Source organism: Gimesia aquarii (assembly GCF_007748175.1).
GTDB classification, from domain to species: Bacteria; Planctomycetota; Planctomycetia; order Planctomycetales; family Planctomycetaceae; genus Gimesia; species Gimesia aquarii_A.
In genome coordinates this window covers 1,639,946-1,657,033 of the sequence record NZ_CP037422.1, presented here as the reverse complement: position 1 = coordinate 1,657,033, position 17,088 = coordinate 1,639,946, and the positions used below count along the sequence as shown (strand labels likewise).

Below are 17,088 nucleotides of genomic sequence, written 5' to 3'. Positions count from 1 at the left end.
TGCACTCTCCATCTTGCGAGCCATTGCCATCGCTTATGCCAAGTTCTATGAACTCAACCCTGAAGCGATGGAAATCATGATCCAGGAACGAGCCGAGTTTCGAGACTCCGTTTTCCCATCGCACCTCATATACCGTCAAGAACAACGCAAATGCATGGATAATTTCCTGCGGGCTGCCATTAATTGGAGTGAAATTCGTGATGTTGACGTCGGTAAGGCGACATATACATTTACCGATCTGTTGTTCGGCAGCGTTATAAATGGCTTTGTCGAGGGCAGAACATGGAATCCCGTTGCTTGAGTCAAGTCTGCTATCTACCTCTATTTGAACGGTCTTGCACCCTGTTCAAATTAGGGAGTTTTCTGAATGGGGATGGAGAAGACGAATGAATTTTGCTATTCCCTATTTTGGGGTATTCTGGTAACAAAGTATCTCCAATATACAGTCACGTCATTACAGAACTTGCTTGTTTATCTTTCGATTTTCATCTCAGCTGACTTCGACATCTCAGTGATTTACTTCTTGAGTTTCTCAAAAAAAGTCTACACACAGAGTAAAAAAAGTTATCTCAATTTTTTGAGACAGAGATTTCAAAATTCTGATTTCTGGAACGATATCACATAAAGCGGCACGGACTGGTCCGTCTGTTTGGTTGAACCTTAATTTTACCGGGTAAAATGGCATGGATTTACAAGAAACCACTTTCACAAACACTTTTGGAGAGGCTCTTGGCCCATTGCTTGTCTTCGTGCGATCAACCTATTTTTTTGAGCCTTATGTCTTCATGCCATTGATGACGGCAATCTCGATTCCAATCTTCTTGAGCCTTATCCGTTGCGAAGAATTCAAAACATCTGCCAGAAAGTCAAAGCTCTGGTTTGTGATGTATTACAGTCTTTGTTTTCTAGCAACAAACGTGACAGCAGTCGCGTTCAAAACACTCATTGTTGAAGAACTCGACTACACGACACATGTCTGGTATGAGGCATTTGTCGGACCTATGCATTTCTACATTTTGAGTGTGATTCTATCTTACCTTTGGCTGATTTCACAAAACTGTGGCTCATCACTCCGTCTTTATCTGATTGTGTATATTCAAATTGGCTTACTAGGTGGATATGCAACTGGTCTTTATCGTTTGTTAAATGAACCACTCAACATATTGGATCCAACAAGTGGTGTTAGTGGAATACTTTTCTTAATTTGGTTCGGAATTTTTAATTGGGACATACTACGGCGTGTTGATACTTCTCACTTTAAGTTAATGGAAATTGCAGACCAGAAGTCTCTAAACCAGAATTTGAACTCAATAGCAGGGACGTCAAATCAAATTATTGAACTCAACTAAACTGGTGCTCAAAATACAAAATCTTTAGAGAAGTGTAATAGAGCTTGTTCCTTTTATTCATTTTCCAATTTCAACCATCAAAGGCGTTGCGGAGCATCGCCAGTGATTTGGGAATCGCAGTTTCGTAATCTTCTTTGCCTTCGAATTCCAGCGTGATGTAGCCTTGGTAATTCTGTTTTTTCAATATTTGGGCGATGCGACTGTAATCCAGATTCAACGTATACCATTTCCCGCCGCCGTAGTAGGTTTTGGCTTGTACGTAAACGGTCTTCGGGGCAATTTGTTCCAGTTTTTCGTACGGGTCTTCCAGAAAGTTGCCGGTGTCCATGGTGACTTGCAGCCAGGGGGAATCGATGGCATTTACAATGTGCATTAACCCTTCAGGTGTGCGTGCCATTCCCCAGTGGTTTTCCAGCCCGAGTAGAACGCCGCACTCTTCTGCTTTTTTCAAACATTGTTCCAGACTGCCAATCACCCAGCCATAGGCGTCTTCATCGGTGTACCCTTTCAATCGGGGTTCGATGCCACGATTACGCATCAACTCATCAAAATTGGCAGAGGTCCCCCACCCGCCTGTATTGACGCGCATCGTGGGAATCCCCATTTGATAAGCCAATTCAATCTGATGTAAGGTCTTCTCTACATTTTTCTGGCGTCTCGCTTTGTCGGGAGATACAAAGCCCTGGTGAGTTGAAAATCCACACAAATCAATCCCGTGTAGAAACGCACGGCGCTTGATGTTTTGCAGTTTCTTATTCGATTCGCCTTTCATCTGCACGTGCAACACTTCCACGCCATCAAAACCGGATTCCGCCGCCAGATCGATACATTTTTCAATCGACAGCTTGGTACGCGCATTGTAGCGCCAATACGAATACGTAGAGATCCCAATCCTGGCCCGACGTGGTTGCGCTTGAACTGGTTCTTTTTCTCCCGCGGTACCAGATGAGGTCGCACCCAAGACTGTTGCGGCGGCTGCGGAACTGCTGAGAAATTCTCGACGGCTGATAGACATATCCGTTGATCCTTAAATGCATGATGATCGATTCATCAAAGAGCTGATGAGAATGGCGAAGTGATTCGATCTCTAGTGAATGATTCAGCTTGCTTGTTCGCAACGATTATCAGCCGATCGGGTTTGGTGGAAAGAATCTTGAATGAAAATGCTGCTGTTAGTAATCACTGTGCCAGAACATGCGGTGCGCTGAGGGAGTTACGGTAGATTGAGAGACGAGAACGTCAATCTATATCTATTGCGCAGCATGAAACGATCAAAACGACATCTACTTCGCTGAAATTAGTTCCGAACTCAAGACTTCGTCTTTTTCGGGATCGTAAGTAACTACATACTTGATGCCATCACAGTCGACATAATATCGAAACCCGGTTTTGTCTTCTTCGTCTCGTTTAATGCCACATCTTTCGCATTTCAGCTTTGTTTTGATGGTAGCTAATGCGGCAGCGGCGATTTTATCGTCTTCAGGAACGGGAATATTTCGTTCGCCAAGATTTTCGGAAGTGGCATTTGAAGCTGTTCCTGGATCAGTTGTCTCAGAGCAGCCAACGACGAAGATGATGAGTAGTAGTAAATATTTCATTCGCTAAGAGTACATAAAGTTGTGCTTCTGAATCAAGAGTAAAGTGGTGTTTCTGAAAAGGGCCTGATAGAATTTCTTTCATCACACCAGAACCGCAGAGAATTGAACTGTAGAATTACTGATAAAGCTGATTGAAGTGAGTGTCTATGAAACAATTAACCAAAACAAAATCTATTAATCTGAGTTGCATACTAACCTTCAGGGCCGAGACTGGTCACTCAACTTCAGAATGTGGAATCGGCGAAACGTTTAGAATCAAATTTATTAGCAGAGTTGTCAACTATCTCAAAGCGGTAGAACACAGATGCAAATTGAATCAAATACAATTTGAACTGCGAATAATCGAAAATTTAGACTTTCTACAACTGCGACTTTTGGGAGCGATTCAGTGAATCGATTAATTACACTGATACTGTTGATGTTTCCTACTTTTGCGTATGCTGAGCCCCAAGCAGTAATGCAATTTCTAGACTTACCCTATGTCAAAATGGAAGACTTCTCATCCGATCTGGGTAGCCATTCTAATTATCAACTCCCAGTCAGGGAGAGAGTTAAGGAATACATGAAGTTCCTTAAAGAAGTCGAAGCGGTTCAAGATCAACAAAAGATAGTGTTTAGAATGCTGATCAAGAAACACAATCTCAAGGAGATATACGTTCAAAAGCTGACCGAGAAAAATTATAAAGAAACGATGATGTTTATCGAAAAACTTAAAGCGTATGAGAAAAACAAAAATCCTGAAGATTATTTTGCAGTAGCACAAAATAAAATCGATCTTCTTAAACTTGGGGCAGCTGGCCAGCTTGTGGTGTCTGGTGAACTCGAAGCAATACGGCCGGCAGACGATTCAAAGGCATTGGAAGCCACTAACCTGATCGGTCCTGATGGAAAGGTCATCTCTGATAAGAAAGCTAATGAGGCGCGTGAGGATGCTATAGTTAAGAACTTGCTTAATTCTGATAGTCTTACTGCAGTAATCATATTGAATAGTGATCATGATTTGTCTGATAATTTAAAACGACTGGCCAACGTTCGCAGGTATGAACAGTTTGCGGTCCCAAAGTATAAGGAGGCTATTAATAGGAGAAATGCCAAGTCAATTATCCACATCATGAATTTTCACTATATCTCACAAGAGGTGTATACTGCTGACCTGAAGGACCAATCAGACAAACTTACTGATGAGCAGATTGACGAAAAATACATCAATTATCTCAACAATATTGAAGAAATTCAGAAACAGCAGAAGAAGATTCTTAGAGCTTTGATAAAGGAACATAAACTGAAAGCTATTTATGTTGAGGGCTTAACGGAAAAAAATTACAAAAGTGTCCTGAAAAATATTAAATTTATGAAGACTATCAAATCTCAGCTCTCGGAAGAAGAGTATCGACTCAATATGCTATCGTATGGTGCTGCTGCTCAACTTGTCTTGTCTGGTGAACTCGAAACCTTATTACCGGTAGATAACAAAAAATTGATGGATGAGTTTAACCCGATCAAACCCGATGGATCGGTTGGCTATGACAAAAAAGCTAATGAGAAACGCGAGGATGCCATAGTGGAAAAACTATTAGAAGGTGATCGTGTTGTGGTAATAGTTCTTGGTGGTGCGCATGATCTTTCAGACAATATTAAACGGCTGGCAAAAGGCACTAAATACAAGCAAATCTCTGTGCCGAAGTACATTGAGATGGATAAACTCTCGGGGCCAGTCAACTTTCAGTAGTATTTAAGCGCGTTCTTAAATTGTGAGGTATCTGGTTTCTACGTCGAAATTTATTTTGGATCTCTTAATTGTCATGATTTCATTTACACTTAATGCAAATGAAAATATTTCTATGGTAACATACCTCGTCCGCCGCTGAGCACGAGTGTTTGGCCTGTTGTGAAGTCACTCTCGTCGGAGAGTAAGAATGAGACCATTGCCGCAACCTCTTCCGGGGTTCCCATCCGTGGAATTGGAGTGGCCTCAATAATTTTTTCAAGATCGCTTTTGTCGATATTCGAGAGAATTTCGGTTTCGATTAATCCCGGTGCGACCGCATTCACGCGAATATTGTCGCCTGCCCAGGCGGTCGCCGTACTTTGTGTGAACGAGATCATACCTGCTTTACTGACCGCATAAGCGATCGCCATCGGACGTGGCTGCAGACCGGAAAGTGAGCTTAAGTTGACAATGCGACCAAACTGGCGTTTCAGCATTCCTTCTTTCACCCGCCATGTGACAAGAAATGTGCCCGTCAGATTCACATCCAGCATCTGACGCCACGAGTCTTCCGTCAATTCGGTATGCGACTCATAATGGAAGATTCCCGAGTTATTGACCAACAGTTCGACTTCTCCCAGCTGTGCTTCGACTTTGCCAATCATTTGATCGACTTGCTCACTGTCGGAGACATCGCCTTGCACAACCATACCAGTGCCTCCGATTGTTTGAATCTGTCGTAAGGTTTCTTCTGCATCCTTTTGACCACTGCGATAACTTACGGCAACGCGCGCTCCTTCTTTCGCCAGCCGTAAGCAACAGGCCCGCCCAATTCCACGAGATCCTCCGGTGACTAAGGCAACTCGGTTTTGAAATCTCTGTGGATGAATATTTGCTTCTGACATGATCGTTCTGCGTCCCGATGTTTCTTGAATGGAATCGACTCTGATCGTCCGTGCGACCAGTGGATTCGATAATATCTCCTGATGGTTTCCTGTTCTACTATACTCAGCAGAAAGGGATAGGATCGACTCTCCATAACAGTCATGCCATATCGATCAAGACAGAAAAATCAGAGTTCAATTCAGGCGGAATCAAAACCGCTAAAACGAGAGAAAAAGTAAGTTATCCGGGGAAATTATTGATTTGATCGCGGAATTCCGATACAATAATGAACGCTGATATATGATTGATTCTACGTTGGCTCCTACCTGCTGATTCCTTCCTAAATAGAGTAGTAATATGAATTTACGCTCCATTCAACGGGTTGTTTGTTTGGCAACACTGATTGTTGCCGTGACGGACTTGCCGCTCTTTGCCAAGATTCCCCTGCATCAACAGATCGATTCTCTTGTTGGTGTCGGAAATGAACAGTTCGAAAAGAATGCCAGCAAACCAGCCGATGATGCCACATTTTTGCGAAGGGTCACACTCGATTTAACGGGAACCATCCCGTCTGTTGACGAAGTCCGCGCGTTCCTGAACGATCAGTCAACCGACAAACGAACGCAACTGGTCGACCGCTTACTTGCCTCTCCTGAACATGCAAGGCGACTGCAATACTTTTTCGATACGATGATGATGGAACGGCGTCGTGACAAATATATTCCTGCTGCACAATGGCGGAATTATTTACGAACCTCGTTTTCAGAAAACAAACCCTGGGATGTGTTGGTTCACGAGATTTTATCAGCTGATGGAACCGATGAAAAAACACGGCCGGCGGCCAAGTTTTTACTCGATCGTGAATTAAAGGCTGAAGAAGTCACTCGCGATTTAGGACGCGTGTTTTTGGGACGCGACTTACAATGTGCCCAATGTCACGATCATCCCAACGTCAATGATTATCTGCAACGGCACTACCACGGCTTAAACGCGTTTTTGAATCGCAGCTATCTCTTCAAAGATCCGAAAACGAAAAAGGCTTCCATTGGCGAAAAGGCAGAAGGTCTGGTTTCGTTTACATCGGTATTTACTAAGGAAGAAGGTAAGACCGCTCCTCGCATGCTCGATTTGCCTGAGATCGCTGACCCACCGATGCCAAAAGACCCCTATAAAGTCAAGCCAGCCAAAAATGTGCGTTCGGTACCCGTTTATAGTCGCAGATTGCAGTTAGCCAATGCGATGACGAACCCGACAAACGTTGCCTTTCAACAAAACATCGTCAACCGGTTGTGGGCGATGATGATGGGCCGTGGTTTGGTGGAACCACTTGATATGTGGCACGCAGACAACCCTCCTTCGAATCCTAAACTGCTCAATTTGTTAACCGAATCGTTACGCAAAAACAAATACAACATCCGCTTGATGCTTCGCGAAATGGCGCTAACAAAAACCTATCAACGTAGTAGTCATGTTGCCAAAGACGCTAAAATTCCGGAAGAGACCAGTTTTAGTGTTGCGTTGTTGAAGCCTTTGTCTCCTGAGCAACTCGCCTGGTCAATGATGCAGGCAACCGGGCTCACGGAAAAAACGCTTCACAGCCTCAAAGCAAAACAGTCCAAAGCGGATGCCAAAAAAGGGCAGAAAAAAACGGAAGACCCCCAGTGGCAGGAAGAGGCTTTGCACGATGCTTTAAGTAGAAACGTAACTGCCTTTGTGACAACATTTGGCATTGTGGGAGCGCAAACTTCACAGTTTGATGCATCAGCCAATCAGGCACTTTTCTTACGAAACGGTCTGTTACTGCAATCCTGGCTGGTTCCTTCTAAAAACAATCTCACGGCCCGGCTCAAGAAACTGAAAACCTCAGATCAAATTGCAGAGGAACTTTACTTGTCTGTCTTTTCGCGTCATCCCAACAAAATCGAAAAGGCACAAGTTGCGGCATATTTAAATGAGACTCAAGCACAATCAAATCAAAGCTTGCAGCAATTGGTTTGGGCGGCACTTGCTTCTGACGAATTTCGATTTAATCATTAAAGACGATTTCACCTGTTCCTTTTAACCGGAGCGAAGGATAACCGATGCGACGAAATCAAGGCTGTCATCAACTGGATCATCAATTGGCACGACGTCAGTTTTTGGCGGGAGCCGCCAGTGGCGCTGTCGGCTTAGGTTTGCTGGGCTCGCCTGCCAACGCGGAAAAAATCAAAGGTCAGCACAAACGCGTCTTGCAACTCTACCTGCAGGGTGGCGTCAGTCAGTTAGAATCGTGGGACCCCAAACCGGGAACCGAATTTGGAGGACCCTTTCGCGCCATTCCAACTTCAGTTCCAGGCATGCACATTTCCGAACTCTTGCCGTACACTGCGCAACGCATGCATTTACTGTCGATCGTCCGTAGTATCAATTTAAAAACGAACGACCATGGACAAGGTCGCTTGTTCATGGAAAAAGGGAGAAGAGCAGGTGAGTTTCCCTATGTTGGCTCAATTGCTTCGAAATACCTTGCACCCGCCAATAGTGAACTGCCTGGTTATATTCATATTTCGACACGTGGGCTAAACGATAGCACGGCAGCCTTTCTGGGGGCTCAGCATGCCCAATTGAAATTTGAAGGAGTCAAACCTCCCAAGAACTTAGCGATACCAAAAGGTCTTGATCAAACCACCGATGCTCGCAGAGTTCAGCTCAGACAGCAATTCAATAAGCAGTTTGGACGGGGACGTACGAAATCAATGACGGAATCGTTCGATGCTTCGTTTATTCAGGCTGCGAAACTGATGGGCCGTAAGTCATTCTTCGAGAAGCCACCCGCACAAAAAGATCTGGAACGATACGGCACACACGACTTCGGCCGAAACTGTTTACTGGCTCGCGCCTTACTTGAAAACGATGCGACCTGTGTCAAAGTGACGCACCACGGCTACGATTCCCATGCCGAGAATTTTAATTTCCATCTCGAACAACTGGGCGAGTTCGACAAAACCTTTGCGATGTTGCTAGATGATTTACACGAACGGGGTTTGTTGGAAAGCACGTTAGTGATGGTCTATTCCGAATTCGGTCGGACTCCTAAAATTAATGTGCGCTATGGTCGCGACCACTGGGGCACCGCTTGGTCAATAGCTCTAGGTGGTTGTGGTATTCAACCGGGGGCCATCATTGGAAAAACCAATGAGAAAGGCACCGCCGTCGCTGACCGCGAAGTCGATGCCGGTCACCTGTTCCACACCTACCTGCAAGCGCTCGGTATTGATTCGACCGGTGATCACGAAATTGCCGGGCGCTCGATTCCCATTGGCGATCCTACTGCACAACCCATTAAGGAGTTGTTGGCATGAACGCGAAGCAATCTGATACATCCGATGCCATCGTCGCTCAAAAACCTGTCGTCGATTATGATTTGATCGACCCCACAAAAACTCATCGGGTCGCGCAATTTAAACATGAATTTCCACTCACTTCCTGTCGGGTCGATCCGAAAGGTCGCTTTGTTGTCGCCGGTGCGCAAGATTTAGATATCCAGGTTTGGGATTTGAGTACCAAAGCCAAGCGTACGTTGAAAGGGCATACCAGTTGGGTGCGATCTTTCGATTTTTCGTCTGATGGTAATACGCTTTATTCAGCCTGCTGGGGCGGTGAGATCAAAGTCTGGAATATGACAGATACCGAACCAAAACCAACGATGACCATTCCTGCTCACAAAGGTTCGGCGCGCTGGGTTCGTGTTTCTCCCGATCAGACCAAACTTGCCACATGCGGTAACGACTTGTTAGTCAAGGTTTGGAATATCAAGGATGGCAAATTACTCCAGACGTTTAAAGGTCATGAACGTCATGTGTACGCAGTTGACTTTCATCCTGATGGTCAACACCTGGTCTCCCAGGACTTGATGGGGTTCATTAAAATCTGGGACATGAAAACCGGTAAAGAGGCCCGCGGCATTGATGCCACCGTGATGACCGGCTACGACAAAAAATTCGCCGCCGATATGGGAGGTGCCCGCGACTTGCAATTCAGCCCGGATGGCAGTGAACTGGCGAGTGCGGGAATTACAAATGTCGTCAACTCATTTGCCGGCGTGCAAGACCCCATTATCATGCTGTTCGACTGGAAAACCGGCAAAGAAAAAGCACAACTTAAACCTGAAAAAACATTTCAGGGAATCGCGTGGGGTGTGCGTTATCATCCCGATGGGTTCCTCATCGGTGCAGGTGCCAATCGTAGCGGCAAAGGGGAACTTTGGTTCTATAAGCCAGGCGAGAAAGAGTTCTTTCACACGCTCAAACTTTCTTCTGCGGCCCGTGGCCTCGACCTCTTGGCCGATGGGCGACATCTGGTCGTCCCTCACTCCGACGGATCAGTCTACACCTATCGCATGACTGCCGAAGCAAAGAAAACTAAAACATAAACGTTCGTTTTCATTCCATATTATTCGAGTGCTACAGCGGGAACGAATACCTGACCTTCCATGAGCAGACGCGCTGTTCTCAGGACGCTGGCACTGAGCACATGTTGTTGTCCATCAGACTTTGGATCAAGTTTCAGAACAATATCGACATGGCCTGCCGGATGCTCAACAACAACCGTGCATTGATTTCCTGATTCGTGTCCTGTGATCGACTCTGCAACTGTTCCATCAAAGGCTGCAGCGACAGCAATTGAAATCGCTCCCGTAATCGCGTGTGCGGCGTGACAGTGGTCTGGGACAAAATAGCGAGAGCAGACATGTCCCCCTTCGCGCGGTGGTGAGAGAAGAGCCACTTTGGGCGTAACGCGCCCCGTCGCGTCTCCGAGTCCCATCTTAAGCGATGCCGCGCGACGAATCGATTCCAGTCGCACAAGCATTGGATGGTCGGCGTCCAGTTCCTCCGGTCGTTCGTGACCATCCTCACCAAGTGCTTCGGCGTGGAGCAGGATTGTCGGGTTGGCACTGTCGATGCAGGTCACAGGTACGCCTTCGATTTCATCAGTACGAGAACCGGTGGGAAAAACATCCCCCGTACGTGGTCCCAGAACGTCAAGGAACTCAAGTTGAATCGGTGCGGCTGTTCCCGGGACACCATCGATGCGCGCATCACCCGCAAACTCGACCTGACCTTGGGGTGTTTGTACGTTGACGTTGATTCTGGTTTTGGTATTCGTATTAAAAACGCGTACAGTTGTTGTATCGTCTTGAACCGGTACAAGGTCTCGCAAAATTGCGGCGGGACCTACACCAGAGAGGATGTTGCCGCAGTTGGCAGATGTGTCTACTGCGGACTCGGTCACCTTAACCTGGGCAAACAGGTAGTCGATGTCACAGTCTGGTTGTTGAGAAGGTGAGAGGATCGCTACTTTGCTGGTGAGCGAGTCACCACCTCCAATGCCATCAATCTGTCGTGCGTCAGGCGAGCCCATCATTGCCAGTAGTACGCGGTCACGGCTGGTGACATCTGCGGGAAGGTCAGAAGCGAGCAGATAAGGGCCTCGCGAGGTACCACCACGCATGAATAAACAGGGTATAGCAAACTGGGGCATCGATTCCATTCTATCCGGCAACGCAGAACGAATTGATTCGGTATCTTCCATTTGAACTTACCTGAAACCGTTCCAGGTATTGAAGCTTTGATGATTGTAGCAACCAACGCTTGTGTGTCTATTGCATTCAATGGTTTTCGAGGTAAAAGCATTTCGCCATTTATGATCTTGAGATGGAAATCATTGAGATCTATTTTGATGGGGGAGCAAGATGTTCTCGATATGCCTGGAGTGCTTCTTTGCCCCAGACTCCTTCAGTTAGTGAATCCGAAAGCGCTTTACTTGTGGCTCCGGTATTAAACACGATGGCGGTCGCTCCATAATCAAAGTGCCGGGCCAGATAATCTTTCATTGACAGTGAGTGCTTCCCTCCGGAGGGTCCCATCGTCGGACTTGCTTCTGTACTGGCCCAGTGTGGATTTCCGTGGCGAGCAAGTTCCTCATAGAGCAATCCAAAATCGTTTCGAAACGGTCCAACCGGGTAGGTTGTCCAGCCCGGGCGCGAGTGATGATTAAAAGCAATGTCGAGTGGAGCATTGGTAAATTCTACCTGGGGAGAGCCAACGACGCCGGCACCGGCAGCAACGTGGGTATACATTTTTTGAATGGGAATGCCCGCCTCAGCAAGTTTCTGCGACCAGAAGGAAGTATACTCCTGATTGATCTGCGCCAACGCCCGCCCGAAATCTTTCGGTGGCTCGGTTTTGCTATATCCTTTATTGGTCAGAGCGTTAAAACCCAGACGAGCCTTGGGTGATCCATTCTGATCCATCAATTTGGCAATTTGTGGTCTTAGCCGATCAACGTTTTCATAATTTGGCAGCGCCGGTTCCGCACCAACGGTCACGCCGGAGAAGAGATATTCCTTCCCCTCTTTCTTCAATCTGTCAAGTCCTGCTTTTATCGGTGGTGCGACAACCTCGCCGATCATACGGGATACTTCCCGCAAGACATGCGGACTGTTATAGCAGATCACCGGTGCCATGCCCTCGGGGACTCCCCAGTTGCGGTATCGATGTGGATGCGGCGTGCCGTCCCAGTCAATCCATTCAACATTTGCTTTGTTCTTCGGGTCATAGCCTGGTTTCTCTTTGTCTGCATAGTTCCAGAGGTCTGGTCGGTTTTCCCACTCATGACTGTCGATAGTAAAATGTACGGCTACATTATTTCGAATTGCAACATCAAAGGCACCACGCACGGCCCGTGCGATGTCCGCGCGTTTATTGACACTGTGTTTCGGATCGAACCTCCAGGTATGAATGATCAAGTGAAATCCCCAGTTCCTCTGCCTGGGATCTGTTGCCTTACCGATTTTGGCAATGGTTTGTTGAATGCCGTTGTCCAAGCCGTCGGTCTGACCACCGTAGAGCTGCCCCGCTTCGCGTATCGGTAAAATAATGTACTGTGTCTCTTTTGTTTTCCGAAGATATTTTTTCAGATTCCTGGGTTTATAAACAGGCAACCCTTTATTCAACATTTTCAGGGCGCGGTCAGCGACTTTTTCCGCCTCCTGATATTTTCCGGCTTTCATATTTGGAATGAATTCGGCGAGCATGATATCACGAATCTTGAAAGGCGGTATCCCTGCAGATGCCCAGCGTTCCATACCGGCTTCTACCTGTTTCAGTTTTTTCTCACAAATTTTTACCCATTCTTCGCGCGTTCGTTCGTTCTCATCCTTACCTTGGAGTGGAACCAGAAACATGCTAAGTAGAAATACTACAGTGAGCACTGGTAGCAAGTACTTTCTTTCATTAAGCGACATAATTCTTGTTCCTTTTTCTAGGTCAGCGTTAGTCTCGTCGCTGCTTGCTTTCTACTTTTTTGGCAAGGCGCGCGGCCTGAATGACATGCAGTTTGTGTGTGCCACGGGCGATTTGTTCGTGTTCGTCATGAGCCTCAAATTGAAATGAAATCACCGGCCCATCGGTGTAGATCACCCGCGCGCTGCAGACGACCTCTGCTCCCAGAGGTGTCGCCGCGATGTGTTCGACGTTGACGACCATACCGACAGTGCTCTCGCCTGGTTCAAGCAGAGGTAGCATGGCTTTACGAGCCGCGTGCTCCAGAAACCAGATCAACCACGGTGTGCACAAAATCTGAGGCATTCCATCATGAGCAAAATCGATGAGATGTTCTTCGCTTACGACAAACCGTTCCTCACCAACCGTACCGATTTTTACGACATCTTTCATGTTTCAATCTTCCTTCACTCTGGGTTCGGTGAGCAGACGTCGCCACATTCTGCTGTCTGTTCCTGCTCACGCATACCGAGCGCCACGCGCGCTGTGGCTCCGGTGACGCCGCTATTAACGGCAGCTGTCACTGCCACGAGTGCGTTGAGTTCGTCGTCGGAGATTCCGATGTTGTGGGCTTTTTCGATTCGGTTGCGGGTGCAGACCTGACAACCGCGTGTCATTGTCACAGCCAGGCCCACCAGATGTTTCTCTCGTTCACTCAACAGTTCTGTATTGTGCGTCTGTTTGATGTGATCCACAATCAAAGTATCGTCATAAGCCATAGTAAGCTCCTTTTGAGAACGGATTCAGGTAGTAAACTCTACTTCTACACGACCAAAGGGCGGTGCTTCGACGTGGATATGACAGTCTTCTTCAATAGGAATCAGACTCGGGATCGATCCGGTTAATATTATTTGACCTGCACAGAGTCGATCATCGCGAGTCCGCATCATTTCCATCAACCATTTCAGAGATGTGTGAATTGTCTGAATCAGTGAAGGTCCCCTGCACTCCTCAAGTAATTGCGCATTTGCAAAAATTGCCAGTGATGTCTCACCAGAGGCTTCTTCAGGGCTGATACCTGTTGCTCTAACAATTCCGGCGTGAAGTGCGTTGTGCGCAATCAGTTCTCCCGCGGAGGGCTGTTCCCCTTGCATCACCAGGTTGTGCAACTCGACGACAGGAAACAGACACGCCACACATGCGGGTAGTTTCATTTCGGAAAAATCTTCCGGTGTCGGTTCACGCGAAAGCTCTATCGCTAATTCGCCTTCGATTGCAAGGTTTGCGTATTCTTTGCGGGACAGTACTGCCCCTGATTTGTGTAGTTCCGAATCATATAATCTGCCAGAGACACAATGGTCAATTCCCAGTTGTGATCGTATTTTGGGCGATGTACAACCGACTTTGTAACCGATGATTCGCTCACCTCTTTGTTGCCGCAACTCAGCGACCGCTGATTGAAGCTGGTAACCTTCGGCAGTGTTCAACATGACTCCTTCAGCGAATATCGTACCGGGTCGATGACTATCGTAGTCAGCAAGTTGCCGAGTTGCCCGCTCTTGGCACAGAGTCATGGATCGTTCGGTTGGATTCATTGGCTCTTCCCTCAGGCGGTGTGAAACGATCGTTTGAGATCTTCTTTCAGGTACTGCATCTGTCGTTCGATGAGGTTGATATCGCGATGAGTCCGGGTGAGCATAATCGCACCTTCAATGACGCTCACGATATAGCGGGCTACCTCCCAGGTGTCCTGATCGTTTGATAAATTATGTTTCGCGGCTGCTTCATCCAGGCGAACCTGAAATTCGGAAGCCATCTCGTCAAAACACTTTCCCAGCTGTTTGCGAAACGCAGGATGTGTATCACTCAGAGTCGTACTGAGATTCCCGATCAGGCAGCCTCCTTTGCGGTTCCGACGTTGGATGATCATCGCACTCACAGCATCCAGACGTAGAAAGACTTCTTCCAACGGATCGTTGTCATAGGAGGTAGTGAGACGTTTTTCAATTCGGTCCAACGCTTGACGTCGTTGTTCCATATGGCGGTCGATTACGGCGAATCCCAGTTCTTCCTTGCCTTGAAAATGATGAAAGAAGGCACCGCTGGTCACTTCGGCAGCTTTGATGATTTCACCGACTTTAGTGTCATGAAAGCCTTTCAATGCAAACAGTTGCGCTGCTTCATGCAGAATGCGATCACGTGTTTCGATCGCCCGCGGTTGTTTTAGCGTTCGCATGGCATCCTCACAAAAATACCGAATGATTGGTATGTTTTATTGTATCAGTGTGGAATTGGAATTGTAAATGGGCGAACGGAGATTTTTTTTGTATCCTTCGTAGGATATGATAATCTTCCTGATTTTTAGAACAAATCATTGTTTTTGCGAGATCGATATGAGATTAAACCACAGAGTACATGCTATCTTTTGGTCGTTATTGATTGCTTGGGTTTGTTGTGTTCCTGAGGCGAGAGCAAAGGAAAAACCGCAGCGTGAGTTTCGTGAGTTAGAGCGACATGCCGCACAAGAAGCTCATCAGGCGGTAGCCGTTGATGAGACTTCGTTCTTTGCCATTTCCAGTCGTGAAATTGCCCGTTATCGAAAATCGGACGGGACACAACTTCAAAAATGGGTCGGAGCGAAAGACTCTCACATTCGCCATCTGAATAGTGGAGTGGTTGTTGATGGGAAGCTGTATTGCGCCCACTCGAACTGGCCTGACCATCCATTGAAGAATACGGTTGAAGTGTTTGATGCGAAGAATCTGAAACACCTTGAATCTCTGAAATTCAGCAATACGACTGGAGCGATTAACTGGATAGATCGGCGAAACGGAGCATGGTGGATTGCGTTTGCTTTCTATGGCGAGTTGGCAACAGTGCGTAAGACACATCTCGTTCGTTTTGATGATGAGTGGTACGCAGAGGGAACCTGGACGTTTCCCGATTCAGTGCTAAAACGTTTTCTACCAAACAGTAATTCCGGTGGCGCCTGGGGGCCCCATGGTCTGCTTTACACTACGGGCCACGATCGGGGTGAGTTATACGTTTTACAGGTGCCTGAAACATCTGGAGTTCTTCACCATGTAGGAACCTTGACTGCCCCCATTGCCGGACAAGGGATCGCCTGGGACCGAAGCGATATTGGTACGCTTTTTGGAATCCATCGCCGTCAAAAGCAAGTCGTCAAGTTGCGGATCACGCACACAAAAGAATATGCCAGCCTGCGTAATCAGATTCAATGGGTGCGTGATAAAAACAATCCGATCTTACCGCCTCGCCCTGCGGGAAGTTTTGATTCGACGCGTTGTATGAATCCGTGGGTTTTGCGGGAAAGAGATCAGTATCGTCTCTTTTATGCCGGAGGCGATGACCGGTCGGTCCATCGTATTGGTGTCGCAACGGCTTCCATCAAGGATCTCAATAAATGGGACAGAAAAGGTCCTTTGTTGGAGATCGGGACACCAGATTCATTTGATGCGCGATGGTGTGTCTTACCGCATGTCGTTCAGACGTCGCAGGAGAAGTATCATCTTTACTATACCGGTAATAGTGGGAAAGGCTCTGGTTTGAGTGTGTTTCCTGGCATTGGATTGGCAACCAGCGTTGATGGTCAAAACTGGAACCGATACGGTAACACACCGGTCCTCGCTCCCAGCGGGGAACCCGGTAGCCCCGATGCGATTGGTATCGCTGGTGGCTCAGTACTTCAATTGAAACGAGATGATGGTACGACTGAGTGGCGTTTTTATTACACCGGCTGCCCTACGATTGGGAAACCACATTTAGTCAATCAACAAAAAACGATCTGCCTCGCTGTTTCCGATGATGGAATCCACTGGAATAAACGGGGCACGATTATGCAGCGCGATCCAAATCGTGATTATGAAAATGTGGGTGTGGCAGGTCCTGTGGTCTTACAACGAGATGATGGAACGTTTCAGATGTGGTATTCCGCGATTGGGTCACGTTGGGGTTATTACTGTATCTGCTATGCAGAATCAGATGATGGCTATTTATGGACACGTGGCGCACAATACGGTGACAATTTGCAGCTTGAACCCAGTAAGACTGGTTGGGACAGTCAGATGGTGGAGTATCCAACAATCATTCGAGAGAACAATCGCTTACGCATGTTTTACTGTGGCAACGGCTATGGCAGAACCGGCATCGGAACGGCACTCAGTTCAGAAATTAATCCATAGAACAGAATGTGGAGTTCAAGCTAGACCGTTATCGCTTGCTGACCATGTTTCGTAATGTATCGACTTACTATCGTTGAATTGCAA

The 17,088-nt window shown here is 47.0% G+C and carries 16 protein-coding genes; 7 read left to right on the top strand and 9 right to left on the bottom strand.

The genetic code is table 11. The features are described from left to right. Window positions 1–13 precede the first annotated feature (13 nt). Together V202x_RS06525 and V202x_RS06520 are read left to right on the top strand one after the other, a co-directional pair. Complete coding sequence (locus tag V202x_RS06525; protein WP_145172324.1) at window positions 14–301, top strand: hypothetical protein; 288 nt, start codon at window positions 14–16, stop codon at window positions 299–301. Window positions 302–683: 382 nt separating this feature from the next. Then, window positions 684–1,349: a hypothetical protein gene (locus V202x_RS06520; RefSeq protein ID WP_145172322.1), complete on the top strand. Its 666-nt coding sequence runs from the start codon at window positions 684–686 to the stop codon at window positions 1,347–1,349. A 70-nt stretch (window positions 1,350–1,419) separates the two neighbouring features. Here V202x_RS06520 and V202x_RS06515 read toward each other — a convergent pair whose 3' ends face one another. Together V202x_RS06515 and V202x_RS06510 are read right to left on the bottom strand one after the other, a co-directional pair. Then, window positions 1,420–2,364 carry a sugar phosphate isomerase/epimerase family protein gene (locus V202x_RS06515; protein WP_145172320.1) on the bottom strand — a complete coding sequence of 315 codons (945 nt, stop codon included), beginning with the start codon at window positions 2,362–2,364 and terminating at the stop codon, window positions 1,420–1,422. Between the two features lie 268 nt (window positions 2,365–2,632). Then, window positions 2,633–2,947 carry a hypothetical protein gene (locus tag V202x_RS06510; protein WP_145172319.1) on the bottom strand — a complete coding sequence of 105 codons (315 nt, stop codon included), beginning with the start codon at window positions 2,945–2,947 and terminating at the stop codon, window positions 2,633–2,635. A gap of 388 nt (window positions 2,948–3,335) precedes the next feature. Here V202x_RS06510 and V202x_RS06505 point away from each other — a divergent pair, with 388 nt between their 5' ends. After that, the gene (locus tag V202x_RS06505) at window positions 3,336–4,676 is read left to right on the top strand and encodes a hypothetical protein (RefSeq protein ID WP_145172316.1); all 1,341 of its coding nucleotides are present in this window, start codon (window positions 3,336–3,338) and stop codon (window positions 4,674–4,676) included. Window positions 4,677–4,786: 110 nt separating this feature from the next. Here the strand turns inward: V202x_RS06505 and V202x_RS06500 are convergent, their stop codons facing one another. Continuing rightward, on the bottom strand, window positions 4,787–5,560 hold the full coding sequence (locus V202x_RS06500) for an SDR family NAD(P)-dependent oxidoreductase (protein ID WP_145172314.1): 774 nt from the start codon (window positions 5,558–5,560) through the stop codon (window positions 4,787–4,789). Between the two features lie 337 nt (window positions 5,561–5,897). Here V202x_RS06500 and V202x_RS06495 point away from each other — a divergent pair, with 337 nt between their 5' ends. Genes V202x_RS06495 through V202x_RS06485 form a run of 3 tightly spaced genes read left to right on the top strand, consistent with a single transcriptional unit; the run spans window position 5,898 to window position 9,951 of the window. Then, on the top strand, window positions 5,898–7,577 hold the full coding sequence (locus V202x_RS06495) for a DUF1549 domain-containing protein (protein WP_145172312.1): 1,680 nt from the start codon (window positions 5,898–5,900) through the stop codon (window positions 7,575–7,577). A gap of 44 nt (window positions 7,578–7,621) precedes the next feature. Further along, a complete protein-coding gene (locus V202x_RS06490) occupies window positions 7,622–8,881 on the top strand; it encodes a DUF1501 domain-containing protein (protein WP_145172310.1) in 1,260 nt (419 codons plus the stop codon). Further along, window positions 8,878–9,951, top strand: coding sequence for a WD40 repeat domain-containing protein (locus V202x_RS06485; RefSeq protein WP_145172308.1), 1,074 nt, complete (start codon window positions 8,878–8,880; stop codon window positions 9,949–9,951). Before V202x_RS06490 ends, V202x_RS06485 begins: the two co-directional genes overlap by 4 nt. A 20-nt stretch (window positions 9,952–9,971) precedes the next feature. On the opposite strand, the gene V202x_RS06480 is transcribed toward V202x_RS06485, so the two are convergent. From V202x_RS06480 to V202x_RS06455, 6 genes are all read right to left on the bottom strand, one after another. Beyond that, the gene (locus V202x_RS06480) at window positions 9,972–11,111 is read right to left on the bottom strand and encodes a 4-oxalomesaconate tautomerase (RefSeq protein WP_197993259.1); all 1,140 of its coding nucleotides are present in this window, start codon (window positions 11,109–11,111) and stop codon (window positions 9,972–9,974) included. Window positions 11,112–11,250: 139 nt separating this feature from the next. Next, window positions 11,251–12,825: a hypothetical protein gene (locus V202x_RS06475; protein ID WP_145172306.1), complete on the bottom strand. Its 1,575-nt coding sequence runs from the start codon at window positions 12,823–12,825 to the stop codon at window positions 11,251–11,253. A 28-nt stretch (window positions 12,826–12,853) separates the two neighbouring features. Next, the gene (locus V202x_RS06470; RefSeq protein ID WP_144982914.1) at window positions 12,854–13,255 is read right to left on the bottom strand and encodes a thioesterase family protein; all 402 of its coding nucleotides are present in this window, start codon (window positions 13,253–13,255) and stop codon (window positions 12,854–12,856) included. Between the two features lie 14 nt (window positions 13,256–13,269). Next, window positions 13,270–13,581 (bottom strand): carboxymuconolactone decarboxylase family protein, encoded by a 312-nt coding sequence (locus tag V202x_RS06465; RefSeq protein ID WP_145172304.1) that lies wholly within the window; start codon window positions 13,579–13,581, stop codon window positions 13,270–13,272. Between the two features lie 24 nt (window positions 13,582–13,605). Beyond that, on the bottom strand, window positions 13,606–14,397 hold the full coding sequence (locus V202x_RS06460; protein WP_145172302.1) for a 2-keto-4-pentenoate hydratase: 792 nt from the start codon (window positions 14,395–14,397) through the stop codon (window positions 13,606–13,608). An 11-nt stretch (window positions 14,398–14,408) separates the two neighbouring features. After that, a complete protein-coding gene (locus tag V202x_RS06455; RefSeq protein WP_145172300.1) occupies window positions 14,409–15,038 on the bottom strand; it encodes a TetR/AcrR family transcriptional regulator in 630 nt (209 codons plus the stop codon). A gap of 157 nt (window positions 15,039–15,195) precedes the next feature. Between V202x_RS06455 and V202x_RS06450 the strand changes: the two genes are divergently transcribed. Beyond that, the gene (locus V202x_RS06450) at window positions 15,196–17,004 is read left to right on the top strand and encodes a hypothetical protein (protein WP_232098885.1); all 1,809 of its coding nucleotides are present in this window, start codon (window positions 15,196–15,198) and stop codon (window positions 17,002–17,004) included. The last annotated feature ends 84 nt before the right edge of the window (window positions 17,005–17,088 follow it).

What these genes read in the sequence shown, in the direction of transcription:
- V202x_RS06520 (WP_145172322.1), top strand. Translation starts at nt 684, where the DNA reads ATGGATTTACAAGAAACCACTTTCACAAACACTTTTGGAGAGGCTCTT.
- V202x_RS06515 (WP_145172320.1), bottom strand. Translation starts at nt 2,364, where the DNA reads ATGTCTATCAGCCGTCGAGAATTTCTCAGCAGTTCCGCAGCCGCCGCA.
- V202x_RS06510 (WP_145172319.1), bottom strand. Translation starts at nt 2,947, where the DNA reads ATGAAATATTTACTACTACTCATCATCTTCGTCGTTGGCTGCTCTGAG.
- V202x_RS06500 (WP_145172314.1), bottom strand. Translation starts at nt 5,560, where the DNA reads ATGTCAGAAGCAAATATTCATCCACAGAGATTTCAAAACCGAGTTGCC.
- V202x_RS06495 (WP_145172312.1), top strand. Translation starts at nt 5,898, where the DNA reads ATGAATTTACGCTCCATTCAACGGGTTGTTTGTTTGGCAACACTGATT.
- V202x_RS06490 (WP_145172310.1), top strand. Translation starts at nt 7,622, where the DNA reads ATGCGACGAAATCAAGGCTGTCATCAACTGGATCATCAATTGGCACGA.
- V202x_RS06485 (WP_145172308.1), top strand. Translation starts at nt 8,878, where the DNA reads ATGAACGCGAAGCAATCTGATACATCCGATGCCATCGTCGCTCAAAAA.
- V202x_RS06480 (WP_197993259.1), bottom strand. Translation starts at nt 11,111, where the DNA reads ATGGAAGATACCGAATCAATTCGTTCTGCGTTGCCGGATAGAATGGAA.
- V202x_RS06475 (WP_145172306.1), bottom strand. Translation starts at nt 12,825, where the DNA reads ATGTCGCTTAATGAAAGAAAGTACTTGCTACCAGTGCTCACTGTAGTA.
- V202x_RS06470 (WP_144982914.1), bottom strand. Translation starts at nt 13,255, where the DNA reads ATGAAAGATGTCGTAAAAATCGGTACGGTTGGTGAGGAACGGTTTGTC.
- V202x_RS06465 (WP_145172304.1), bottom strand. Translation starts at nt 13,581, where the DNA reads ATGGCTTATGACGATACTTTGATTGTGGATCACATCAAACAGACGCAC.
- V202x_RS06460 (WP_145172302.1), bottom strand. Translation starts at nt 14,397, where the DNA reads ATGAATCCAACCGAACGATCCATGACTCTGTGCCAAGAGCGGGCAACT.
- V202x_RS06455 (WP_145172300.1), bottom strand. Translation starts at nt 15,038, where the DNA reads ATGCGAACGCTAAAACAACCGCGGGCGATCGAAACACGTGATCGCATT.
- V202x_RS06450 (WP_232098885.1), top strand. Translation starts at nt 15,196, where the DNA reads ATGAGATTAAACCACAGAGTACATGCTATCTTTTGGTCGTTATTGATT.